Raw genomic sequence first — 19964 nt, 5'->3', positions numbered from 1 at the left:
CTACATTCTAGGCGCACCTTTCCGTGGTGGATCGCTAGTTATTTTGGGAAAAACTACTGGCACTATGGAATGAGTCACTTTTGAAGTGAACCCCCTCGCAATCGTCCGGGCCCTGCTGCCCGGTCCCGTACGCATCTTTGGAGAGCACTAAATGGCAAGCACGGTAAGCGGAGCCACGGACCTCGGTCCCGCGGCAGAACGCGTCGTCGATGAAAGGGTGACCAGGAAGGTCGCCCTCGCAGCGCTCGTGGGCACGGCTTTGGAATGGTACGACTTCTTCCTCTTCACCACGGCCGCGGCCCTGGTCTTCAACGCACAGTACTTCGTATCCCAGGACCCGTTTATCGCTGCGATGGGGTCCTTCGCAACGCTGGCCGTCGGGTTTGTGGCACGGCCGATCGGCGGGTTCATCTTCGGCGCCCTGGGTGACAAGGTGGGCCGCAAGAAGATCCTGATGGTCACGATCGTCGGCATCGGCGTCGTGACGGGCCTCATCGGCCTGCTGCCCAACTACCTGACCATCGGCCTGGCTGCCCCCATCCTGCTGGTCGCCCTGCGGATCGTCCAGGGCCTCGCCGTCGGCGGTGAGTGGAGCGGCGCGGTGATCATCGCCGTCGAGAACGCCCCGGTGGCCAAGCGCGCCCGCTACGCCGCACTGCCCCAGATCGGCTCGCCCATTGGCACCATCCTGTCTTCCGGCGGATTCTTCGGCATGCTGTACCTGGTGGGCCAGACGAACTTCGAGGCCTGGGGCTGGCGCATCCCGTTCGTTGCGGCCATCCCGCTGCTGGCCGTCTCGCTGTGGATCCGCAGCAAGCTCAGCGAATCGCCCGAGTTCGAGGCGCTCATGGAGTCCGGCGAAACCGAGCATGCCCCCATCCGCGGCGTCCTGAAGAACAGCTGGCGGCAGATCCTGGTGGGCATGTGTTCGGCCCTGCTGGGCATCGGCGGCTTCTACCTCATCACCAGCTTTGTGGTGTTCTACGGCACCAAGGTCCTCAAGCTGCCCACCGAACTCCTCCTCCTCGGCTCACTGCTCGCGGCAACATTCGAAATCTTCGCCCTCATCTGGGCAGGCCGCATGGGTGAAAAGTTCGGCGCCAGCAAAGTCATCCTCTGGGGCGGCGTGGCCTCGGCACTCGTGGCAGTCCCGGTCTTCCTTGCCATCGACACCCGCAACCCGGTCCTCGTGGTCCTCGGCATGATCATCGGCGTCGCCGTACTCTCCATCCCGTACGCCGTCTCCGGAACCGCATTGACCGCCCTGTTCAACACCAGGGTCCGCTACACAGGCGTGGCCATCACGTCCAACACCGCAGGAGTCATCTCCGGCTTTGTTCCGCTGGTCGCCACCGCGCTGGTGGCAGCCAACGGCAACTCGTTCTGGCCCGGCGCCGCGATCCTCCTGGTGGTCTCCATCCTGACCGCGCTGTCCGGCCTGTTCCTCCCGGGCCTCTCCATCAAAGAAAAGGGCATGAAGCATTGAGCACAACAACCGCCGGGCACCTGATCGTGGACCAGCTGGAACGGGCCGGCATCAGGCGTGTCTACACCGTTCCCGGAGAAAGTTTCCTCGATGTCCTTGACGGCCTCCACGGCTCGTCAATCCAGAACGTCGTGGCCCGGCAGGAGGGCGGGGCCGGGTTCATGGCCCTCGCCGAAGGACGCCTGACCGAGCTGCCCGGCGTGGCCATGGTGACCCGCGGCCCGGGCGCCGCCAACGCCTTCATCGCCATCCACACCGCCCACCAGGACGCCACACCGATGATCCTCTTCGTCGGGCTCATCCCGGTGGCGGACCGCGGCCGGGAGTCGTTCCAGGAGTTCGACATCAACGCCTGGTTCGGCAGCACCGCAAAGAAGGTGGTCACCCTGGACGACGCCGCCTCCGCGGCCCGAGTGGTGGACGACGCCATCTTCACAGCACTGAGCGGCCGTCCCGGACCGGTGGTCATCGGCCTCCCCGAGGACGTCCTGGTCCACGTCGTCGAGGACGCCACGGTGGCACCCCGCAAGGTCTCCAGCCCGGAGCCCTCCGCCGCTGCGCTCGCCGAACTCGAGGGCCGGCTGGCCGCAGCCTGCAGGCCGCTGATCGTGGTCGGCGGCGAAGGCTGGACCACCGAATCCGGCGAGGAACTGGCCGGCTGGGCGTCACGGCACGGTGTTCCGATCCTGGCCGATTTCCGGGCGTACGACGCCGTCCCGCACCGCAGCGACGCCTACGCCGGCTCGCTGGGGTACGGAAGGAGCGACGCCAACGCTGCCCGGCTCGACGAAGCGGACCTGGTCCTCTTCCTCGGCTGCGTCCGCGGCGACGTCCTGTCCGACGGCTACAAGCGCGGACTGGACGCCGAAACCATCGTGGTGAACGCGGATGCCAACCTGCTGGGCCATTTCGGCCGGGTGGACCAGCACATCACCGCCGATGTGTCTGCTTTCTCGGCCGCGCTTGCGGCCACGAATTCGGCTGTCCGCCCCGACGCCGGCTGGTTCGCCGGTGCCCGCGCCGATCACCTGGCCTTCTCGGCACCGCAGCCCGACGGCGGCATCGGCGTCGACCTGGGCGCCGCCATGGAGATCCTCACGAAGGAAATGGACGACGACGCCGTCCTCACCTTCGGCGCGGGGAACCACGCCCTGTGGCCCGCCCGCTACCTTGCGCACAACTCCGCCAACTCCCTGGCTGCGCCGCGCAATGGCGCCATGGGCATGGGCATCCCGGCCGCCGTCGCCGCGTCCCTGGCCTACCCGGGCCGGCAGGTCATCTCGGTGGCCGGGGACGGCTGCTTCATGATGAACGGCCAGGAAATTGCCACCGCCATGGGCTACGGCGCGAAGTTCATCGTCCTGGTGGTGGATAACGGCATCTTCGCCACAATCCGCGAGCACCAGGAAAACCACTATCCGGGCCGGCCCTCAGGCACGCACATGACCAACCCGGACTTCGCCGCACTGGCCCGGTCCTACGGCGGATACGGAGAACGTGTGGACCGCACGGAGGACTTCGCGGCCGCGTTCCGCCGCGCCGTCGACTCCGGCCTGCCTGCCCTGCTCCACCTGCCGCAGGATCCGGCAACCCGTTCGCCCAAGACGTCCGCCAACTGACCGGAGCCCCATCGTGATCACGCTTAGCAACATCATCAACGGCGAGTCCCTGGACTCCGCAGCCAGCCTGCCGTTCTTCGACCCCGCCACGGGGGAGCAGATCGGCAGGGCCCCGGACAGCGACGCCGCCACCGTCGATGCCGCCTTCCAGGCTGCAGCCGGCGCCTTCAGGAGCTACAAGCGCTCGACGCCGGCAACCCGGCAGTCGCTGCTGCTGCAGCTGGCCGATCTCATCGAGGCCAACGCGGACCGCCTGCTTGACGCCGAAGTCGCGTGCACCGGCAAACCGAGGCAGCTCACGCGCACGCTCGAGATCCTGCGCGGCGCTGATCAGCTGCGCTTCTTCGCCGGTGCCTGCCGCGTGGTCTCGGGGACGGCGCAGACCGAGTACGTCGAGGGCTTCTCCTCCACGGTCCGGCGTGAGCCGGTGGGCGTGGTCGCGCAGATCACCCCGTGGAACTACCCCTTCATGATGGCGATCTGGAAGATCGGTCCGGCGCTTGCGGCCGGCAACACGCTGGTCCTCAAGCCCGCCGACACCACACCGTGGTCAACGGTGATCCTGGGCGAGCTGGCACAGGAGGTCTACCCGCCCGGCGTCGTGAACATCGTCTGCGGCGGCCGCGAAGCCGGCGCAGCCATGGTGGACCACGAGATTCCCGAAATGGTGTCCATCACCGGCTCCACCCGGGCCGGCGCCCAGGTCATGTCCGCGGCGTCCAAAACCCTCAAGGACGTCCACCTCGAGCTGGGCGGCAAGGCACCCGCGGTGGTGTTCGCCGACGTCGACATTCCCCGCACCGCACGCGAGATCGCCCTCGGTGCCTTCTTCAACGCCGGACAGGACTGCACGGCGGTGACCCGAGTCCTGGTGGAGAAATCCATCCACGAGGAGTTCGCCCAGGAGCTCGCGGCCGCGGCCAAGGCGCTCAACGTCGGCGGCGAAGACGGTGACCTCGGCCCCCTCAACAGCGCCGCGCAGCTGGAACGCGTGGAAGGGTTCCTGTCCCGGCTGCCCGCGAACGCGAGGGTCCTCGCCGGCGGAAAGCGCAACGGGACCGGCTTCCACTTCGAGCCGACGGTCATCGATGGAGTCTTCCAGAGCGACGAGGTGGTGTGCGACGAGATCTTCGGCCCCGTGCTGACCGTGCAGCCGTTCACCTCCGAGGAAGAGGCGCTCGAACTGGCCAACGGCACCAAATACGCTCTCGCGTCGAGCGTCTGGTCTGACAATCACGGCGTGGTGACCCGCGTCTCCAACGAGCTGGACTTCGGGGCCGTGTGGATCAACTGCCACCAGGTGATCCCGGCGGAAGCACCGCACGGCGGGTTCAAGCACTCGGGCACGGGCAAGGACCTCTCGGTCTTCGGGCTGGAGGACTACACCCGCATCAAGTCCGTCACCACGTCACACCGCTAAGCAGGCCAGCTAGGTAATCATGAAACTGGATCTCCTCCTGCGGAACGCAGACATCATCACCATGGATCCCACGCGGCCCGCGGCCGGCTCGCTCGGCATCTGGCAGGGACGCATCGTGGGCCTCGACGATGACCTTGACGGCCTGGACGCCGCCGAAGTGCTGGACCTCGGCGGCGCCACGGTCACCCCCGGATTCATCGACGCGCACTGCCACACCACGTGGTTCGGCCTGGGCCTTGGCGAACTGGACGTGTCCGGTGCCCGGGGGCTGGATGAACTGTACGGACTGCTGCGGGACGCCGTGTCCGGTACGGGGTCCGGCGCAGGAGCCGAAGCAGGCACCTGGCTTCTGGCCACGGGCTTCAGCCAGCAGCACCACGGCGGACTGTTCCCGGACATTGCCGAACTCGACCGCATCACGGGGCAGCGCCCGCTGCTCATGCGGCACAACTCCGGCCATATGGCCGTGGTAAACACAGCCGCGCTGCGGCAGGCGGGGGCGGAGCCGCCGTCGTTCCCCGATCCCGACGGCGGAACGGTGGTCCGCGACGCAGCGGGACGTCCCACGGGACTTGTCCAGGAGACGGCGCAGGAACTGATCCAACAGCTCATCCTGCCGTACCCGCTCGATGACATCGAGGCAGCCCTGGAGCGGGCCACCCGTTACTACGCCTCCGAGGGCATCACGAGCTTCACCGAGGCCGGCGTGGGCGGCGGCTGGATCGGGCACAGCCCGGCGGAACTTGGCGCCTACCAGCGCGCAGCAGCCAGCGGCCGACTCCACGCCCGGGCACAGGTGATGCCGGTGCTCGACGTGCTGCACGCGCTGGACGGCCATGACTCCGACAGCCCGGGGGCGGCTCCGGCCGGGCTCGACCTCGGGATGGCCACGGGATTCGGGAACGAGTACCTCTCGCTGGGGCCGGCCAAGGTGTTCCTTGACGGGTCCCTCCTGGGCGAAACCGCTGCCGTGAGCCAGGAGTTCTGCAGCCACGGCCACAAGGACAACACCGGCAACGTGGGATACTTCCAGGCCGACCCGGCGCAGCTGCGGGAACGCATCGGGGCCGCCTACGCCGCGGGGTGGTCAATCGCCGCCCACGCGATCGGGGACCGGGCGATCGACCTCGCCGTGGACATCATTACGGACTGCCAGGCAACGTATGGTGCCCGGGCCGTGCCCAACCGGATCGAACACGCGTCCATGACCCGGCCTGACCAGCTGGCCCGGCTGGCGGAAGCTGGAATCGCGGTCACCCCGCAGGCCAGCTTCTTCCACGACGGCGGCGACGGCATGACCGCGTCCCTCGGCGCCGACCGCCTGCCCTGGGCCTACCGCGCCGCCAGCTTCCTCGACGCCGGCGTGACACTGGCCGGCAGTTCGGACCGCCCGGTGGCCAACGGAAACGTTCTCCGCGGCATGCAGGCCTTCGTAGACCGGCGCACCGCCTCCGGCGCCACGTTCGGCAATCCCGACGAGCGGCTCACCCCGCGGCAGGCATTGGCCGCCTACACCAGCGGAGCCGCGGCGGCCACCGGAACCGCGGACATCAAGGGGACCCTCGCCCCCGGCAAACTGGCGGACTTCACCGTTCTGTCCGCGTCGCCGCTGGACGCGCCGGACATCAGCGGACTGCGGGTCCTGGCAACCGCCGTCGGCGGCCGCTTTACCTACCAAGCCACCACCACCGAGTTTCAGCACGCTGCACTGACGCGGCAGAGTTCATAGGGGAGACCATGACCACAACAGCCACCTTCACCGCCCAGGACACGGCCTTCGTCCAGGACTTCCGCACCATGAGTGCCTTCGGCGCCACGGCGAACGGCGGCGTGGAGCGCCAGGCCGCCACCGCTCCCGACGGTGAGCAGCGGCGTTGGCTGGCCGGACTCCTTGAAGCGCGCGGCTTCACCGTCAGGTTCGACCGCGCGGGAAACCAGTGGGGACTCTACGAAGCCGTGCCGGGCGCCCCCTTCGTGGTGGTCGGCTCGCACATGGATTCGCAGCCGACGGCGGGCCGGTACGACGGGGCGTACGGCGTCCTCGCCGCTGCCCACGCAGCGTTCCGATTGGTGGAACGCTGGGAAGCCGGCGCGCCGGCACCCAAGTTCAACCTCGCCGTCGTCAACTGGTTCAACGAGGAAGGCAGCCGCTTCAAGCCGTCAATGATGGGCTCCTCCGTCTACACAGGCAAGCTGGAACTTCAGGCAGCGCTGGACACCACGGATGCTGCCGGAGTCACTGTGCGCGATGCCCTGGATGCGATTGGCTGCCGGGCCGACTATGAGGGACCCGTGGCAGCCTACTGCGCGGAGATCCACATCGAACAGGGCCGCAGCATGGAACGGGAGGGCATCACCATCGGGCTGGTGAGCTCCAACTGGGCGGCCAACAAGTACGAATTCGTGGTGCACGGCGAGCAGGCCCACACCGGCTCCACCGTAATCGCGGACCGCAGGGATGCCCTGCTCGGAGCATCCATGCTGGTGGTCGCGGCCCGGGAACTGGCCGACCGGTTCCCCGGGGTCCTGCACACCTCCGTCGGGCAGCTGAACGTCTACCCGAACTCCCCGGTGGTGGTTCCCTCCCGCGTGAACCTGCTGCTGGACCTGCGCAGCGCCGACCAAGCCGTGCTGGCCGAGGCCGACGCCCTGCTGCACGCCCGCATCGCCGACATCGAGCGGCTGGCGAACGTTGCGGTGGAGAAGCACCACTCGCATTCCTGGCCGGTGACCCCGTACCAGCCGGAAGGCGTGGAGCTTGCGGCCAAGGTGGCTGCCGACCTTGGGCTGTCGAACAAGGAAGTGATGACGCTCGCCGGTCACGACTCAACGAACATGAAGGACATCGTCCCCACGGTCATGCTTTTCGTCCCGAGCGTGGACGGCGTCTCCCACAACGAACACGAATACACCACCGACGAGGACATCGTGGCCGGCCTGGCCATGCTCACCGAAGTGGTCAGCAGGCTTTGTAGCGGCGCGCTGGCCGAGTAAAACGCGCTGGCTGAGTAAATCGCGCCGGACGAGTAGACATAGCCAACCGGACTAGCCAGCAAGTTGCGTCGGGCTCAACCACCGCCCCGCCTTCATCACCGCCGCCACCTCAAGATCCGGGGTAAGCACCACCAGGTCCGCCTGCCGCCCTGCTTCGATGCGGCCGACGTCGGTCAATCCCAACATGTCCGCCGGGTTCTGGCTGGCCGCCCGGACGGCGTCGGCGAGCGGGATGCCGGCCTCGAGGACGGCGTGCCGGACCGCAGCATCCAGGGTGAGGATGCTGCCGGCGATGGTGCCGTCGCTGACCAGGCGCGCCTCGCCGTCGGACACCCGGACGTCCAGCCCGCCCAGCTGGTACGTGCCTTCCTGCGCGCAGGCGGCCGCCATGGCGTCGGTGACAAAAACGGCGCGGGCCGGGCTGGCGGCAATGAAGCGGATCAGCGACGGGTGGAGGTGGACGCCGTCGGCAATCACCTCGGCAAACACCGAGGGGTCCTCCAGCAGCGCCAGCGCTGGGCCGGGCTCCCGGTGGTGCAGCGGCCGCATCGCGTTGAACACGTGCGTCCCGGCCGTGGCGCCCGCCGCGATCGCCTCACGGGCAAGGTCGTAACCGGCGCCCGTGTGGCCGATGGCCGCGACAGCGCCGTAGCCGGTGATCTGACGGATGGCGGCCAGGCCCCCTTCCAGCTCCGGCGCGATCGTGACCATGCGGACGGTGCCCCGCCCGGCCAGCATCAGGCGGTCGATGGCCGCAGGGGCCGGCACGAGCAGAAGCTCCGCCGCGTGCGCGCCCCGGTGGTCGGGGCTAAGCCACGGGCCCTCCAGATGGATCCCGGCCAGCACCCCCTGCTCCACGAGGGGCGCCAGTGCGGCCACTGCCTTCTCGAGCTGCGGAAGCGGAGCGGTGACCAGGCTCGCCATCAGCGTGGTGGTGCCGTGGGAGCGGTGCACATCGGCGATCCGGGCCGCGGCGGCAGCGGGATCAGCGTCGTTGAAGCTGAAGCCGCCGCCGCCATGGATGTGGGCATCCACGAAACCGGGCGCGAGGGTGCCGTCCGCAAAGCTGAAGTCGGGCTCCCGGGCCGGCAGCCCGGGGCCCGCCGCGGTGATTGTAGAACCGTCGGTTTCCACCCAGCCCGGCTCCAGGACGGCGTCGGGCAGGATGACCCGGGCAGCTGTGATGAGCGTCGGACTCACCAGGTTTCCGTGATCTTGCGGAGTCCGCGGGGCGCGTCCGGGTCGTGGTGGCGGGCGGCCGCCATGGTGTGGGCCAGCCGCTGCAGGGGCATGATCTCCAGGATCGGGGAGAGCTGTTCGTGGACAGCCGGCAGCGGCACCACGTGGTTCAGCGGACGCGCGGCCCCGGGATCGCCCACCAGGCAGACGTCCGCGCCGCGTTCTGCGAGGCGGTCCAGCACCGGAGCCAGGGCACGGCCGCCGGCACCGGGCGAGGCGACGGCGATGACGGGCCGGTCGGCGTCGATCATGGCGAAGGGCCCGTGCAGCAGGTCCGCGCCGGAGAAGGCGTGCGCGGCCAGGTAGGACGTTTCCATCAGTTTCAGTGCCGCCTCCCGTGCGGTGGGGTAGGAGAAGCCGCGTCCGGTGGTGATGATGTGGTTCACGAAGCGGTAGCGGTCTGCAACCTCCAGTATCTCCGGCCGGGCCAGGACGTCGGCGGCAAGACGCGGCAGGTCCGCCGCTTCCGCGCCGTTTCCCCCGGCCCATGCGTCGATCAGTTGCCAGAGTGCCAGGAGCTGCGACGTGTAGCTCTTTGTTGCGGCGACGGCGCGTTCGGGCCCGGCAAGGATGTCCAGGTGGTGCCTCGCGGCCGCGGCGAGCGGCGAGGAGGGGGCGTTGGTGACGGCCACGGTGAGGGCGCCGGCCCGGGCGGCAGCGGCGGTGGAGTCCACCAGGTCCGGGGAGCCGCCGGACTGGCTGACCGCCAGCCACAGCACCCCGTCCATTTTCGGTTCGGCGCCGTACACGGTAAGGCTCGACGGCGATGCCAGCCCGGCCGGCAGCCCCAGCACCGTCTCGATGAGGTACTTCGCGTACAGGGCGGCGTGGTCGCTGGTGCCGCGCGCGGCCAGGAGGACGAACCTGATGTCGGCGTCCCGGAGGATGGCGGCCAGCCGTGTGACGGCGGGGCGGCCGTGCTCAAGCAGCCGGGCCAGCGACTCCGGCTGTTCCAGGATTTCGGCGGCCATCAGGGAACCGGGAAGCGGGGGCGTGGCCGCAGCGGTGTTGGTCAGGATCGTGGTGTGCGGGGCGGTCATGGGTCTCCTTGGGGGATCAGCGGGGTATGTGGTGAGAGTGGATCAGGCGGGAACTGTGGCGGCTGGCCGGTGTGGTGACCCGGCCAGTTCGCGGGCCAGTTCCACGGCGCCCCAGGCCGGCGCGCGGTCCAGCACGCGGACGTCGGGAAGGCCGCCGGCTGTCAGCAGCCCGCGCACCCCGGCGGCCAGCGACGGCTGGTTCACCAGCATGCCGCCGGCCAGCAGGACTGGTGGAGGTGGCGGGTCCCCGGCCGTGTCCGGTACCGTGCCGACCCTCCGGTTCACCGTCAGTGCCAGGCGGGCAAGGTGCCGGGCGGCGTCCTCGGCGATGGCCGAGCTCGCAGCATCCGACGCCGCCAGGGCGAACACGGTTCCGGCCAGCCCGGCCCAGTACCGGCGCTCCGGCCGGAGGTAGAACAGATCAAGCAGGTCGACGGGTTCCGCGGCTCCGGTCTGCGTCAAAAGCTGTGCGGTCAGCGGCCCGGCGGGCAGGCCGTCGTCGAATTCCCGCAAAGCGTTACGCACCGCACTGCGGGCCACTGCGTAGCCGCTGCCTTCGTCGCCGAGCAGGTAGCCCCAGCCGCCGGCCCGGGCCTCCCGTCCGTCGCCGGCCTTCGCCCAGGCGGCGGAGCCCGTGCCGGAGATAAGGACGGTACCTGCGGTGAGGCCGCCGGCCGCGAGAATGATGCGGGTGTCGTGGTCCACGTGGACCCGGGCTCCGGGGAAACGGCGGGAGAGGAGGCCGGCCAGGCGTTCCCGGGCGGCGGGCGTGTCGGCTCCCGCGGCGCCGGCAAAGACGGTGTCTATTCCGTGGCCGGCGGGATCGCTGACGCCGAGCTGCCCGGCGAGGTCATCCAGTGCCGCAGCTGCTTCGTCCGGCCCGACGGAGGCGATGTTCGCGCTGCCCACCGTGCACTCCGCGAGCTTCCGGGCCGGTGAGGCACCGCCGGCGGTGAGGCTGGCACCGCCGGGGGTCCCGCCGTCGTCCTTCACTGCAGCGTCCGGCAACACAACCTCAGCCAGGATGGCGTGCGTCTTGGAGCCGCCAATGTCCAGCCCCAGGACGCGGCGCAGGCCGGGGACGGGCCGCTTCACTTGGCCGCCGGCTTGCTGCTGCCGCCGGTGCTGCCGCTGCTGCCGGTGGCTTCCGGCCAGCGGGCGCCGTTTTCCCAGTAGTGGCGGATTTCCTCGAGGTTCCGGCCCTTGGTTTCGGGGGCGAGGCGGTGGACGAAGACGAAGCCGGCCACGGCCAGCGCACCGAACACGGCGAACGTGCCGGCGCCGCCGAGCCGCTGCAGCATGGTCAGGAAGAAGGCCGCGACGATCACGTTGGCCACAAGGTCCGAGGTCAGCATGGCGCTGGCGCCCAGGGAACGCAGCCGGGCGGGGAACGATTCTCCTGCGTAGACCCAGACCAGCGCGCCGAAGCCGAAGGTGAAGCCCACGGTGAACAGCAGCACTCCGAGGAAGCCGACCACGGTCAGGATTCCGCCGAAGTCCTTGCCGGCCATGAACACGCCCACCAGGATGACGTTGGCCACGATCATCATGCCGATGCCGCCGAGCAGGATCGGGCGGCGGCCCACCCGGTCCACCAGGGACAGCGAGACGAACACGGCCACCAGGGAAGCGGCCTGAACCAGTGCGGGCAGCAGCAGGAGGGCGGCGTTGCCGGTGAAGCCCATGGCCTCGAAGATCCGGGGGCTGTAGTACACCACGGCGTTGATGCCGGTGATCTGGATGAAGAAGCCGAGCCCGACGACGAACACGGTCGCCTTCAGGTAGGGGGAGCGGAGCATCTCGCGCAGGCCGCCGCCGCGCTCCTCGCTGATGGCCTGGCGCATGTCGGCCAGTTCCGCGTCGACGTCGGCATCCGGCTCTATCGAGCTGAGGGTGCGGCGGGCGTCTTCGGTGCGCCCGCGCATCATGTACCAGCGGGCGGTGTCGGGGAGGCGGAGGGTGACGGCGAGGACCGCGATGGCCGGAACAGCGGCCAGGCCCAGCATAAGCCGCCAGTTCTCGGTGGAGGACAGGACATAGGCGGCCAGGTAGCCGATGATGATGCCGATGACGGTGGCCACCTGGTACGCCACGAGCAGGGCGCCGCGCACCTTGGGCGGCGCTGACTCCGCCACGAAGACGGGCACCACCACCACGGAAATGCCGATGGTCAGGCCCAGGAGCAGGCGGGCCACGAGCAGCATGGGCACGTCGGCGGCGAGGGCGCTGAGCACCGCGAACACCGCATACGCTCCGGCCACGCCCACCATGCAGGCCTTGCGGCCCAGCTTGTTGGCGAGCCAGCCGCCGAGGACGGCGCCCAGAACTTCACCGACCACGACGGCGGTAGTCACCAGCTCCTGTTGGCTGGTGGAGAGCTGGAACTCCTTGGTGATGAACAGCAGGGCACCGGCGATATTCGACAGGTCGTAGCCGTAGATTATGCCGATGGTGGCGGCGGTGCCGCCGACCAGCAGGCCGAGGCGGGGCGTCTGGCGCAGGTCTTGCAGGAACGACATCTTTGGGTCCTTGGAAGTGTGATGGGGATGGGGTCCGGGAACTGATGCACACCGGAATTGGTGTAAACCAATTTCCATCATTTTGGCCTAGACCAATTTTCGTGTCAATAGGTACCATCAGATTCATGGAAACCTCCGCGGCCGCCGCCCTGCCCAAGTACTACGTACTCAAGGAGCAGATCCTCACCCTCATCGAGGACGCGGTGCCCGGAACCCTGATCCCTACAGAGCGCGCGCTCGCGGAACAGTACGGAACGTCCCGCACCACCGTCCGGCAGGCGATCGGCGAGCTGGTGGCCGAGGGCCGCCTGGACCGGACGCAGGGGCGGGGCACGTATGTGGCGCCGCCCAAGGTCACGCACGTCCGCCAGCTCACGTCCTTTACCGACGACGCCGCGAGCCAGGGGCTCACGGCTGCGGCCCGGATTGTTGACGTGAGCGTGCTGCCGGCCGACGCGGCCACCGCGCGGCGCCTGGCGGTGGAACCGGGAACGGACATCCACCGGGTGGAGCGGATCAGGCTGGTGGACGGCGAGCCGCTGGCGCACGAGATTGCTTTCCTTGCCGGGCCGCTGCCGGATCTTGCGCGGACGGTGGCGGAGCGCGGCTCCCTTTACGCTGCCCTGCGCGAGGACTACGGAATCCGGATTGCCGAGGTGGAGGACACTGTGGAGACCAAGCTGGCCGGACCGGCGGAGGTGCAACTCCTCGACGTCGAAATGGGCGCTCCCATGCTGCTGGTCCACCGGCTCGGGTTCACCCCGGACGGACGGCCCGTGGAGTGGACCGAGTCGGTGTTCCGGGGGGACCGGTTCCGCTTCGTGGCGCGGATGCACGTCTAGGGCCTGTGCGCCTCCCGCGGGCAGTGCATCGTTTTGTTACGCCCAACTGCGGAAGATGAAGCACTGTTGCGCAGCACGACGGCGGGTGTCGCCGGGCATTGTGAAGCAAGTTACCGGGTGGTTGTGTAAGTCCATAATCACGACGGGGCGGCGTAACGCCCTCCCTGAATCGAGGGGGACATGATCACAGCTTTGGTGCACAGAATCCGGACGCAATGCGGCGCGGAACTGCATGCTTTCCGCAGCCAGGTGCAGGCGCTGGTGAGCCAGGACATCGGTTCCGGCGGCCTGGATGCGGCGGCCACCACCATGGCCCGCCGGCCCTGCCTTGCCACCCCTGGCGTCTCCGTGGACATCGTCGGCTTCACCTGCCCCCATTCCGCCGATGGCGCGCCTGCTGTGCGCGTTGCCGTGTCCATGAGCCTGCAGCCCGGCCGGATGGCCTCCGCTGTCCACTGGGAAGAAGCCCATGCCTGGGCCGGGGCCGTGGCCGGCGGGGAGTGGGTTGCCGCCGAATATGTCGGAAGCCAGGAAAGCCAGGACGGGATGGTCTTCCACTACGCCCTGAAAAACGCGGAGGATCCGTACGCCGTGCCCGAATATTCGGCCGTGCCGGAGTATTCCGCAGACTACTCGACGGCGCTGTAGGGCCGCTTAAACCACAAAGGATCCGGCGGGAATGTTCCCGCCGGATCCTTTTTTGTGTGTCTTACCGGATTACTCCTGGCCCAGCCCGGCGGCAGAGGTCTTTTCGCCGGTGACTTCGTTCAGCTTGGTCAGGTCGAAGATGCCGTTGATGTCGGCCTGCTTGGTGGTGCCGGCGTCCACGCCGTCCTGCAGCAGCTTCTTGAACGCTCCGGCCAGCGGGTCCACCGTGAACACGATGTTCTTCAGCGAACGGTCAATGACTTCCTGCGGGAGTGCCTTGCCGGCAGCCTCCTTCAGGGCGGCATTCACTTCCGTGGCCTTCTCGGCGACGGGGGTGTCGTTGAGCCACTTCACGGCCTCCACGTGGCCCTTGAGCAGGGCCTCCACGGTCTGCGGGTGCTCTGCGGCGAACTTCTTGTTGACGATCAGGATGGTGGTGGGGAACTCACCGGGCTTGCCGGTCAGCGAGCCGTCCCAGAGGTCCTTCTCGTCCACCAGGACCTTGGCGCCGGCCTGGAGCACCAGACGGGACGCCCACGGCTCGGGCAGCCACGCGCCGTCGAGCTTGCCGTTCTGGAACAGCTTCAGGGTCTGGGCGTTTTCGGTGGGGTTGATCGCAACGTCCCCGCCGCCGTCGGTGTTGGTCTTGTAGCCCTGCTTGCCGAGCCAGGCGCGAAGCGCCACGTCCTGGGTGCCGCCGAGCTGCGGGGAGGCGAGGGTCTTGCCCTTGAGGTCAGCCGCGGTCTTGATCTCAGGCTTGACCACCAGCTGTGCGCCGCCGGAGGCCGCTCCGGCGATGATGCTGATGGATTCGCCCTTGCTCTTGACGAACGAGTTGATGGCCGGGTTCGGGCCGATGTAGGTGGCGTCGATTGCGCCGGCGTTGAGTGCCTCGATCGCGGCCGGACCGGCGTTGAACACCTGCGTGCTCAGCTTGGTGTCGCCGAGCTCCTTCGCGATGAAGCCCTTCTGGACGCCGACCAGGGCGGTGGCGTGGGTGATGTTCCCGAAGTAGCCCAGCTTCAGCTCGGTGGCGGGGCTGGTGACAGCGGCCGCGTTGGCGGAGCTCGGTGCGGAGTTGTTCGCGGCGGTGGTGGCGACGGCGACGCCTGCGCCCAGGACGGCGAGGATGCCGGCGGCGATGCCGATCTTGAGCCCGCTGGGGCGCTTCCGGCCGGCGGGCTGGCCCGCGGCGATCCGGGTGGAACCCGGGTTCTCGTGTGAAGAAGACATGATGTTTCCTTTTGGATGATGGAGCGGAGGGGATGGCGCTGAGCGTTGGATTGAGATTATGGCGACCCTCCGGCGGCCACAATGGCTGCCGACGCAGGCGTTCACCCGGCGTCGCAATCGTTCATCCTCGGGGTCTCATAGCTTCACCGGGCGTCGCGGAACGTTAAAAATCGGGGGCCAAACGCTCGTCCCCGGCGGACTTAAGGGTTTCCAGCACGGCGGGCAGAAGGTGCTGCTGCCGGCCCCAGACCGGATCGAGAAGTTCGACGTACCAGGAGTCGGCCAGCAGGAGCGCGAGGGTCTCGTTGCTTTCGCGGGCCCAGTCCTGGATCTGCTCCGATTCGACGGGATTTTCGCTGCTTCCCAGAACAGTGACCACGTCGCCGTCGTGCACGGTGACCGGAACGGAGGCCTGGCTGACCTCTCCCGGTGCGTGCGCGATGGCAATGAGTTCTGTCCCGGCCGACAGCCGCAACAGGAGGGCCGCCGACTCCGCTGAGCAGAAGCCGGTGACATACTCGCGCTGGGCGTGGCCGGCGTCGGGACCGAGGCCGGGCTGGGATTCCTTGGTGAACAGCCCGCTGCGGTTGAGCTCGGCCAGCTGGCCGGCGATGGGCAGGGTCTCGTCGTCGAAGCGCGGGGCGAGGGTTCCGGGCTGGTATTCGCTGGTGCCCTCAAGCCACCGCGCGGTCAGTTCCCCGGCGGCGGCCAGGGTGCCGGCCTGCCGCCACACCTCACGGTCTGCCAGGAGCCTGCCGTAGCTGTCACGTTCGGTCGTGAATTGATCGCTCATACTCGATGCTAGGCGCGGCGGCGCGGTGACGGGCAGGCCCAATGACGCCGTCGGACGCAGTGTGAATCGCGGTTACGCCGTGTATCCTCCGGTTTCCCCGGGCTTTGACCGCTCATTTCCGCTGACGGATAGTTGCAGCCACAACCTTCGCATTCACTACTTTCTTAGGGGCACCCAATGAACCGTCAGTCTCCCACGTCCCGCACGGGCGCATTCACGCCGGCGGTGGGCCTGGCCCTCGCCGCCACCAGCCTGCTGGCGCTCTCCGCCTGCTCCGACCCCGGGGCTGCGGCGTCGGCGAACGCGCCGGCCGCCACGACCACCGCCACGTCATCAGCCAAGACCTTCAACCTGACGCCTGAGCAGGACCGCTTTCCCGTCACAGTGGACACGGCCGCCGCGGCCCTGGTTCCGGAAGCGATCAAGAAGGACGGAAAGCTGACAGTGGCCGTCAGCCCCTACGCGCCGCCCCTGGCGGTTTACGCCACGGACAACAAGACGCCGGTGGGCAACGAGGTGGACGTCGCCGTCGCACTGGCCCAGACGCTGGGACTGGAAGCGGAGATCGTGCCGACCGCCTGGGCCGACTGGCCCCTCGGCGTCGAATCGGGCAAGTACGAGGCCGTCCTCTCCAACGTCACCGTGACGGAGGAGCGCAAGCTCAGGTTCGACTTCGCCAGCTACCGCGACGACAAGCTCGGCTTCTACGCCAAGAGCGACAGCGGCATCAGCAAGGTTGAATCCGCCGCGGAGGTTGCCGGCAAGCGCGTCATCGTTGGCTCGGGCACCAACCAGGAATCCATCCTGCTGCGCTGGGACGAGGAGAACAAAGCCAAGGGGCTGAAGCCGGTCGAGTTCCAGTACTACGACGACGACTCCGCCTCGAACCTGGCGCTGCAGTCCGGCCGCGCTGACCTGACCTTCGGGCCGAACGCCACCGCCGCCTACAAGGCCGCTACCGACGAGAAGACCAAGCTGGTGGGCCTGGTGGACGGCGGCTGGCCGCTCAAGGCGAGCATCGCCGCCACCACCAAGAAGGGCAACGGCCTCGGCGCAGCTGCCCAGGCCGGGCTGAACCACCTGATCGAGGACGGCACCTACGGCAAGATCCTGGACCGCTGGGGCCTCTCTTCAGAAGCGGTCAAGAAGTCGGAGCTGAATCCGGCGGGCCTGCCCAAGAGCTAGCTGCCTGGCGGCTAGCTTCCCGGGACCACCTTGAGCGCGGAGTTCCACTGGAACTCCGGCAGCTGGTCGTTCGCGGAGAGCAGGATGTGAAGGAAACCGGCCTGCTCGAGCTGCCGGGCCCGCCGCTGGGGTCCGACGACGATCGGCCGGAGGCCGCCTGCTTTCACGAACCCTGCGACGGCCCGCACGGCGTCCTCGTCGTCACCCGCGATGAGGACGTCGAGCTGTTGGCCGGCCACGTCACCGGCGGCCAGCGTTCCGGCGAAGGTGGTGTTGAAGGCCTTCACCACTTTGGCGCCGGTGGATTTTTGCAGCTCTTCGGCCGCGGAGCTGCCCTCGGGGACGCTGAGGCCTTCGAACGTGGACATGTCCACCGGATTTGTGATGTCCACATAGATCTTGCCGTCCAGCGCGCTGCCGTACTTGGCAACGACGTCTCTGGCAGGATCGTAGTACACGGCCGGAATCACGATGTCGCCGCTGAGGTCGTCGCCCACGACCCCCGTGGTCACCTGGCCCTCAAGCTCGGCCGCGAGGGCATCGGCTTTGCCCTTGTCCTCGTGGGCGAGGAGCTGGACACTCTTGCCGCCTGCGATGGCGCGGGTCGCGAGCCCGCGGGCCATGTTGCCTGTTCCGATGATGGTGATGTCAGTCATTGTGTTCTTCCTTCCAGGGGGTCAGTCCAGGGATCAGGAAAATCCATCCAGGTGGGCGACGTTACTTCAATCTCCAACAAAATCAAGAGGCGTCAGGCGATATTCCCGGCGTCCCTGGCGAGCAGTTCGGCTGTCCGCATGATCGACGCCCGCCGGCGTGCCGTGTCCTGCGTGCCGGCAATGACCGCGCTGACGTTGGGGCTCGACGCCCAGGCATGGCAAAGCGTCACGATGGTGAGGAGCAGCTCTTCGGCGGCCTGCTGGTCTACGCCCGGCAATGCCTGGCGCAGTTCGTTGACCTTGCCCGCCGCCCGCAGCGCGCGCCGCTCGGCGTCGACCGGGGTTCCGCGCTCCAGCCCCTCCCAGAACGTCAGCCGTGCCAGGGCGGGTTGGGTGACGGAGAAGTCGAAGTACCGGCCAGCGAAGTCCGCAGCGGCCTCCGGCCCTGACCCGAGAACCGGGAGGCCCTCAAGCGAGGTTGCCAGCTGCCGGCTGAGTGCTGCTTCGAACAGCTGGACCTTGCCGCCGAAATAGAAGTAGATCCGTTCCCGGTTGGTTCCCGATGTTTTCGAGATCTGGTCGATCCGCGCGCCCGAGAAGCCGCGCTCGGAGAATTCCCTGATGGCGGCGTCGAGAAGTCGTTCGCGTGTAGCCTCCGTGTCCCATGCCATGGACCGATGTTATCTCCAACCGTTCGTTTGCTTTTGCCCGCAGCCGCTGGCTAGCATCAAATCCAAACAAAGAGTTGGAGATTTCGTGGAACACAACGGCAGGGCCTTTGCGGCGGACGAAACAGACGGGCATCACCACCGGATCCCAGGTCTTGTGTCTGTCCACGTGCGGGCCGCGATCACCTGGCTGGCGATCTTCCCGCTGGCCGCGATCGGCATGAACCTGCTTGCGGTCTTCGCGCCGGACTGGCCTCCCGTGCTTCGGGCCTTCGTCCTGACGCTCATCGTGGTGCCGACTGCCGTGTACTTCGCAGTGCCCAGGCTTCTGCTGCTGCAGGGCCGGATCAGCGGCTGGGTGCGCGGACGGGCACGCGTGCGCGGCTGAAACTCCTACGGCAGCCTGTCCGGCCGCAGCACGCTCGGAGTGCCCGCCTGTGCGGGCTCCAGCGGCACCGGACTGACCAGCACCGCGGGCCCACGGTGCAGCACGCCGTCGGAGAGTGCCCGGCAGCGCATGCCCCCGCGCCCGCGCATCGCGGCGTGCGCGCCGGGGGCGAGCATTCTGTCCATCCAGGTACAGGGGTGGGCGGGGCGGCCGCCTTTGAACCGCACCACATCGCCCCGGGATTCCAGCGCGAAATCCTGGCCCAGGAGCGGGGCCAGGTGTGCGCCCCGGAGGATCACGTTGCGCCGGGTCAGCAGCGGATCGAAGGGGCCGGCATCCAATTCGGCTGCCATGGCTTCGAGGGCCTCGACGGCGAACAGGGTGACTGCCGCGTCCATGTGCGCCGCCTTGCCGAAGAACCGGTCCCCGACAATGCCCTTGCCGTCCACGATCTCAACCCGGTCCGCATCCGCCGTCGGCACGTCAGCGGCGCCGTCACGTGCGCGGCCGAAGTAGGCGTGCGCCGGCGAAACGAGCAGATGCAGGACGTCCACGTCGTACCGGTAGGTTGCCGTCATGCAATAACGCTATACCCGGCCGCGGATGGAGATCAGGCCGGCCTCGCGAGCAGGGAGCTGGCTTCCTGGCGGGTGGTTCCGGAGTCCTGGATGCCGTCGGCGATGTGGGCGAGTTCGGCGGGGATGTCGCGGCCCTTTTTGCGCATCGCGGTGGCCCAGAGCCGGCCGGCGCGGTAGGAGGAGCGGACCAGGGGTCCGGACATGACGCCGAGGAAGCCGATCTCTTCGGCTTCGTGCTGCAGGTCCACGAATTCCTGGGGTTTGACCCAGCGGTCCACGGGCAGGTGCCGTTCGGAGGGGCGCAGGTACTGGGTGATGGTGATCAGGTCGCAGCCGGCCCCGTGGAGGTCGCGGAGGGCTTCGGAGATTTCCTCGCGGGTTTCGCCCATGCCCAGGATCAGGTTGGACTTGGTGACCATGCCCAGGTTCCGGCCCTGGGTGATGACGTCCAGGGAGCGTTCATAGCGGAACGCCGGGCGGATCCGCTTGAAGATCCGCGGCACGGTCTCGACGTTGTGAGCGAAGACCTCGGGTTTGGAGTCGCAGATCGCCGCGATGTGTTCGGGTTTGCCGGAGAAGTCCGGGATGAGGAGTTCGACGCCGGTGCCGGGGTTCAGTTCGTGGATCTTGCGGACCGTTTCGGCGTAGAGCCAGAC

At 68.3% G+C, this 19964-nt stretch carries 19 protein-coding genes; 9 read left to right on the top strand and 10 right to left on the bottom strand.

What is annotated here, in order from left to right; genetic code table 11:
• The first annotated feature begins 151 nt into the window (after positions 1–151).
• From ACFQ50_RS09185 to ACFQ50_RS09165, 5 genes are read left to right on the top strand one after another with little or no spacing between them, the layout of a single operon-like run.
• Positions 152–1486: an MFS transporter gene (locus ACFQ50_RS09185; RefSeq protein ID WP_377995214.1), complete on the top strand. Its 1335-nt coding sequence runs from the start codon at positions 152–154 to the stop codon at positions 1484–1486.
• Entirely contained in the window at positions 1483–3105 is a 1623-nt protein-coding gene (locus tag ACFQ50_RS09180; RefSeq protein ID WP_377995213.1) for a thiamine pyrophosphate-dependent enzyme, read from the top strand. The genes ACFQ50_RS09185 and ACFQ50_RS09180 overlap by 4 nt, the downstream gene beginning before the upstream one ends.
• A 13-nt stretch (positions 3106–3118) precedes the next feature.
• Positions 3119–4525 carry a gamma-aminobutyraldehyde dehydrogenase gene (locus ACFQ50_RS09175; RefSeq protein ID WP_377995212.1) on the top strand — a complete coding sequence of 469 codons (1407 nt, stop codon included), beginning with the start codon at positions 3119–3121 and terminating at the stop codon, positions 4523–4525.
• Between the two features lie 19 nt (positions 4526–4544).
• Complete coding sequence (locus ACFQ50_RS09170) at positions 4545–6254, top strand: amidohydrolase (RefSeq protein WP_377995211.1); 1710 nt, start codon at positions 4545–4547, stop codon at positions 6252–6254.
• An 8-nt stretch (positions 6255–6262) separates the two neighbouring features.
• Positions 6263–7519 (top strand): M20 family metallo-hydrolase, encoded by a 1257-nt coding sequence (locus ACFQ50_RS09165; protein ID WP_377995210.1) that lies wholly within the window; start codon positions 6263–6265, stop codon positions 7517–7519.
• A gap of 51 nt (positions 7520–7570) precedes the next feature.
• On the opposite strand, the gene nagA is transcribed toward ACFQ50_RS09165, so the two are convergent.
• The 4 genes from nagA to ACFQ50_RS09145 are packed head-to-tail and all read right to left on the bottom strand — an operon-like array spanning position 7571 to position 12317.
• Positions 7571–8719 carry an N-acetylglucosamine-6-phosphate deacetylase gene (nagA, locus tag ACFQ50_RS09160; protein WP_377995209.1) on the bottom strand — a complete coding sequence of 383 codons (1149 nt, stop codon included), beginning with the start codon at positions 8717–8719 and terminating at the stop codon, positions 7571–7573.
• Entirely contained in the window at positions 8716–9798 is a 1083-nt protein-coding gene (locus ACFQ50_RS09155; RefSeq protein WP_377995208.1) for an SIS domain-containing protein, read from the bottom strand. Before ACFQ50_RS09155 ends, nagA begins: the two co-directional genes overlap by 4 nt.
• 42 nt (positions 9799–9840) lie before the next feature.
• Positions 9841–10893, bottom strand: coding sequence for an N-acetylglucosamine kinase (locus ACFQ50_RS09150; protein WP_377995207.1), 1053 nt, complete (start codon positions 10891–10893; stop codon positions 9841–9843).
• Positions 10890–12317 (bottom strand): sugar porter family MFS transporter, encoded by a 1428-nt coding sequence (locus ACFQ50_RS09145; protein ID WP_377995206.1) that lies wholly within the window; start codon positions 12315–12317, stop codon positions 10890–10892. Before ACFQ50_RS09145 ends, ACFQ50_RS09150 begins: the two co-directional genes overlap by 4 nt.
• Positions 12318–12442: 125 nt before the next feature.
• On the opposite strand from ACFQ50_RS09145, the gene ACFQ50_RS09140 reads away from it, so the two are divergent.
• Together ACFQ50_RS09140 and ACFQ50_RS09135 are read left to right on the top strand one after the other, a co-directional pair.
• Entirely contained in the window at positions 12443–13159 is a 717-nt protein-coding gene (locus tag ACFQ50_RS09140; protein ID WP_377995205.1) for a GntR family transcriptional regulator, read from the top strand.
• Positions 13160–13339: 180 nt separating this feature from the next.
• Positions 13340–13807: a hypothetical protein gene (locus ACFQ50_RS09135; RefSeq protein ID WP_377995204.1), complete on the top strand. Its 468-nt coding sequence runs from the start codon at positions 13340–13342 to the stop codon at positions 13805–13807.
• Between the two features lie 69 nt (positions 13808–13876).
• Here the strand turns inward: ACFQ50_RS09135 and ACFQ50_RS09130 are convergent, their stop codons facing one another.
• Entirely contained in the window at positions 13877–15040 is a 1164-nt protein-coding gene (locus tag ACFQ50_RS09130; RefSeq protein WP_377995203.1) for an ABC transporter substrate-binding protein, read from the bottom strand.
• A gap of 163 nt (positions 15041–15203) precedes the next feature.
• Positions 15204–15833 carry a DUF6919 domain-containing protein gene (locus tag ACFQ50_RS09125; RefSeq protein WP_377995202.1) on the bottom strand — a complete coding sequence of 210 codons (630 nt, stop codon included), beginning with the start codon at positions 15831–15833 and terminating at the stop codon, positions 15204–15206.
• Positions 15834–16010: 177 nt separating this feature from the next.
• Here ACFQ50_RS09125 and ACFQ50_RS09120 point away from each other — a divergent pair, with 177 nt between their 5' ends.
• Positions 16011–17018 (top strand): ABC transporter substrate-binding protein, encoded by a 1008-nt coding sequence (locus tag ACFQ50_RS09120; protein WP_377995201.1) that lies wholly within the window; start codon positions 16011–16013, stop codon positions 17016–17018.
• Between the two features lie 11 nt (positions 17019–17029).
• On the opposite strand, the gene ACFQ50_RS09115 is transcribed toward ACFQ50_RS09120, so the two are convergent.
• Positions 17030–17674 carry an NADPH-dependent F420 reductase gene (locus ACFQ50_RS09115; RefSeq protein ID WP_377995200.1) on the bottom strand — a complete coding sequence of 215 codons (645 nt, stop codon included), beginning with the start codon at positions 17672–17674 and terminating at the stop codon, positions 17030–17032.
• A 92-nt stretch (positions 17675–17766) separates the two neighbouring features.
• Positions 17767–18345 carry a TetR/AcrR family transcriptional regulator gene (locus ACFQ50_RS09110; protein WP_377995199.1) on the bottom strand — a complete coding sequence of 193 codons (579 nt, stop codon included), beginning with the start codon at positions 18343–18345 and terminating at the stop codon, positions 17767–17769.
• Positions 18346–18430: 85 nt separating this feature from the next.
• Between ACFQ50_RS09110 and ACFQ50_RS09105 the strand changes: the two genes are divergently transcribed.
• Complete coding sequence (locus tag ACFQ50_RS09105) at positions 18431–18730, top strand: hypothetical protein (protein WP_377995198.1); 300 nt, start codon at positions 18431–18433, stop codon at positions 18728–18730.
• A 5-nt stretch (positions 18731–18735) separates the two neighbouring features.
• Here ACFQ50_RS09105 and ACFQ50_RS09100 read toward each other — a convergent pair whose 3' ends face one another.
• Both ACFQ50_RS09100 and ACFQ50_RS09095 read right to left on the bottom strand, forming a co-directional pair.
• Positions 18736–19308 carry an MOSC domain-containing protein gene (locus ACFQ50_RS09100; RefSeq protein ID WP_377995197.1) on the bottom strand — a complete coding sequence of 191 codons (573 nt, stop codon included), beginning with the start codon at positions 19306–19308 and terminating at the stop codon, positions 18736–18738.
• 32 nt (positions 19309–19340) lie between these two features.
• A partial coding sequence (locus ACFQ50_RS09095; RefSeq protein ID WP_377995196.1) for a lipoyl synthase occupies positions 19341–19964 on the bottom strand: 624 nt, incomplete at its 5' end.

Source organism: Arthrobacter sp. NPDC056493, assembly GCF_042795115.1.
Taxonomy (GTDB): domain Bacteria; phylum Actinomycetota; class Actinomycetes; order Actinomycetales; family Micrococcaceae; genus Arthrobacter.
The sequence above is the reverse complement of the archived record's forward strand: the minus strand, read 5'-3'. Positions and strand labels throughout refer to the sequence as shown.

Bases quoted from the DNA above. Each gene is read 5' to 3' on its own strand.
- ACFQ50_RS09120 (WP_377995201.1), top strand. From the start codon at position 16,011: ATGAACCGTCAGTCTCCCACGTCCCGCACGGGCGCATTCACGCCGGCG.
- ACFQ50_RS09170 (WP_377995211.1), top strand. From the start codon at position 4,545: ATGAAACTGGATCTCCTCCTGCGGAACGCAGACATCATCACCATGGAT.
- ACFQ50_RS09155 (WP_377995208.1), bottom strand. From the start codon at position 9,798: ATGACCGCCCCGCACACCACGATCCTGACCAACACCGCTGCGGCCACG.
- ACFQ50_RS09100 (WP_377995197.1), bottom strand. From the start codon at position 19,308: ATGACGGCAACCTACCGGTACGACGTGGACGTCCTGCATCTGCTCGTT.
- ACFQ50_RS09135 (WP_377995204.1), top strand. From the start codon at position 13,340: ATGATCACAGCTTTGGTGCACAGAATCCGGACGCAATGCGGCGCGGAA.
- ACFQ50_RS09130 (WP_377995203.1), bottom strand. From the start codon at position 15,040: ATGTCTTCTTCACACGAGAACCCGGGTTCCACCCGGATCGCCGCGGGC.
- ACFQ50_RS09115 (WP_377995200.1), bottom strand. From the start codon at position 17,674: ATGACTGACATCACCATCATCGGAACAGGCAACATGGCCCGCGGGCTC.
- ACFQ50_RS09125 (WP_377995202.1), bottom strand. From the start codon at position 15,833: ATGAGCGATCAATTCACGACCGAACGTGACAGCTACGGCAGGCTCCTG.
- ACFQ50_RS09145 (WP_377995206.1), bottom strand. From the start codon at position 12,317: ATGTCGTTCCTGCAAGACCTGCGCCAGACGCCCCGCCTCGGCCTGCTG.
- ACFQ50_RS09165 (WP_377995210.1), top strand. From the start codon at position 6,263: ATGACCACAACAGCCACCTTCACCGCCCAGGACACGGCCTTCGTCCAG.
- ACFQ50_RS09185 (WP_377995214.1), top strand. From the start codon at position 152: ATGGCAAGCACGGTAAGCGGAGCCACGGACCTCGGTCCCGCGGCAGAA.
- ACFQ50_RS09140 (WP_377995205.1), top strand. From the start codon at position 12,443: ATGGAAACCTCCGCGGCCGCCGCCCTGCCCAAGTACTACGTACTCAAG.
- ACFQ50_RS09110 (WP_377995199.1), bottom strand. From the start codon at position 18,345: ATGGCATGGGACACGGAGGCTACACGCGAACGACTTCTCGACGCCGCC.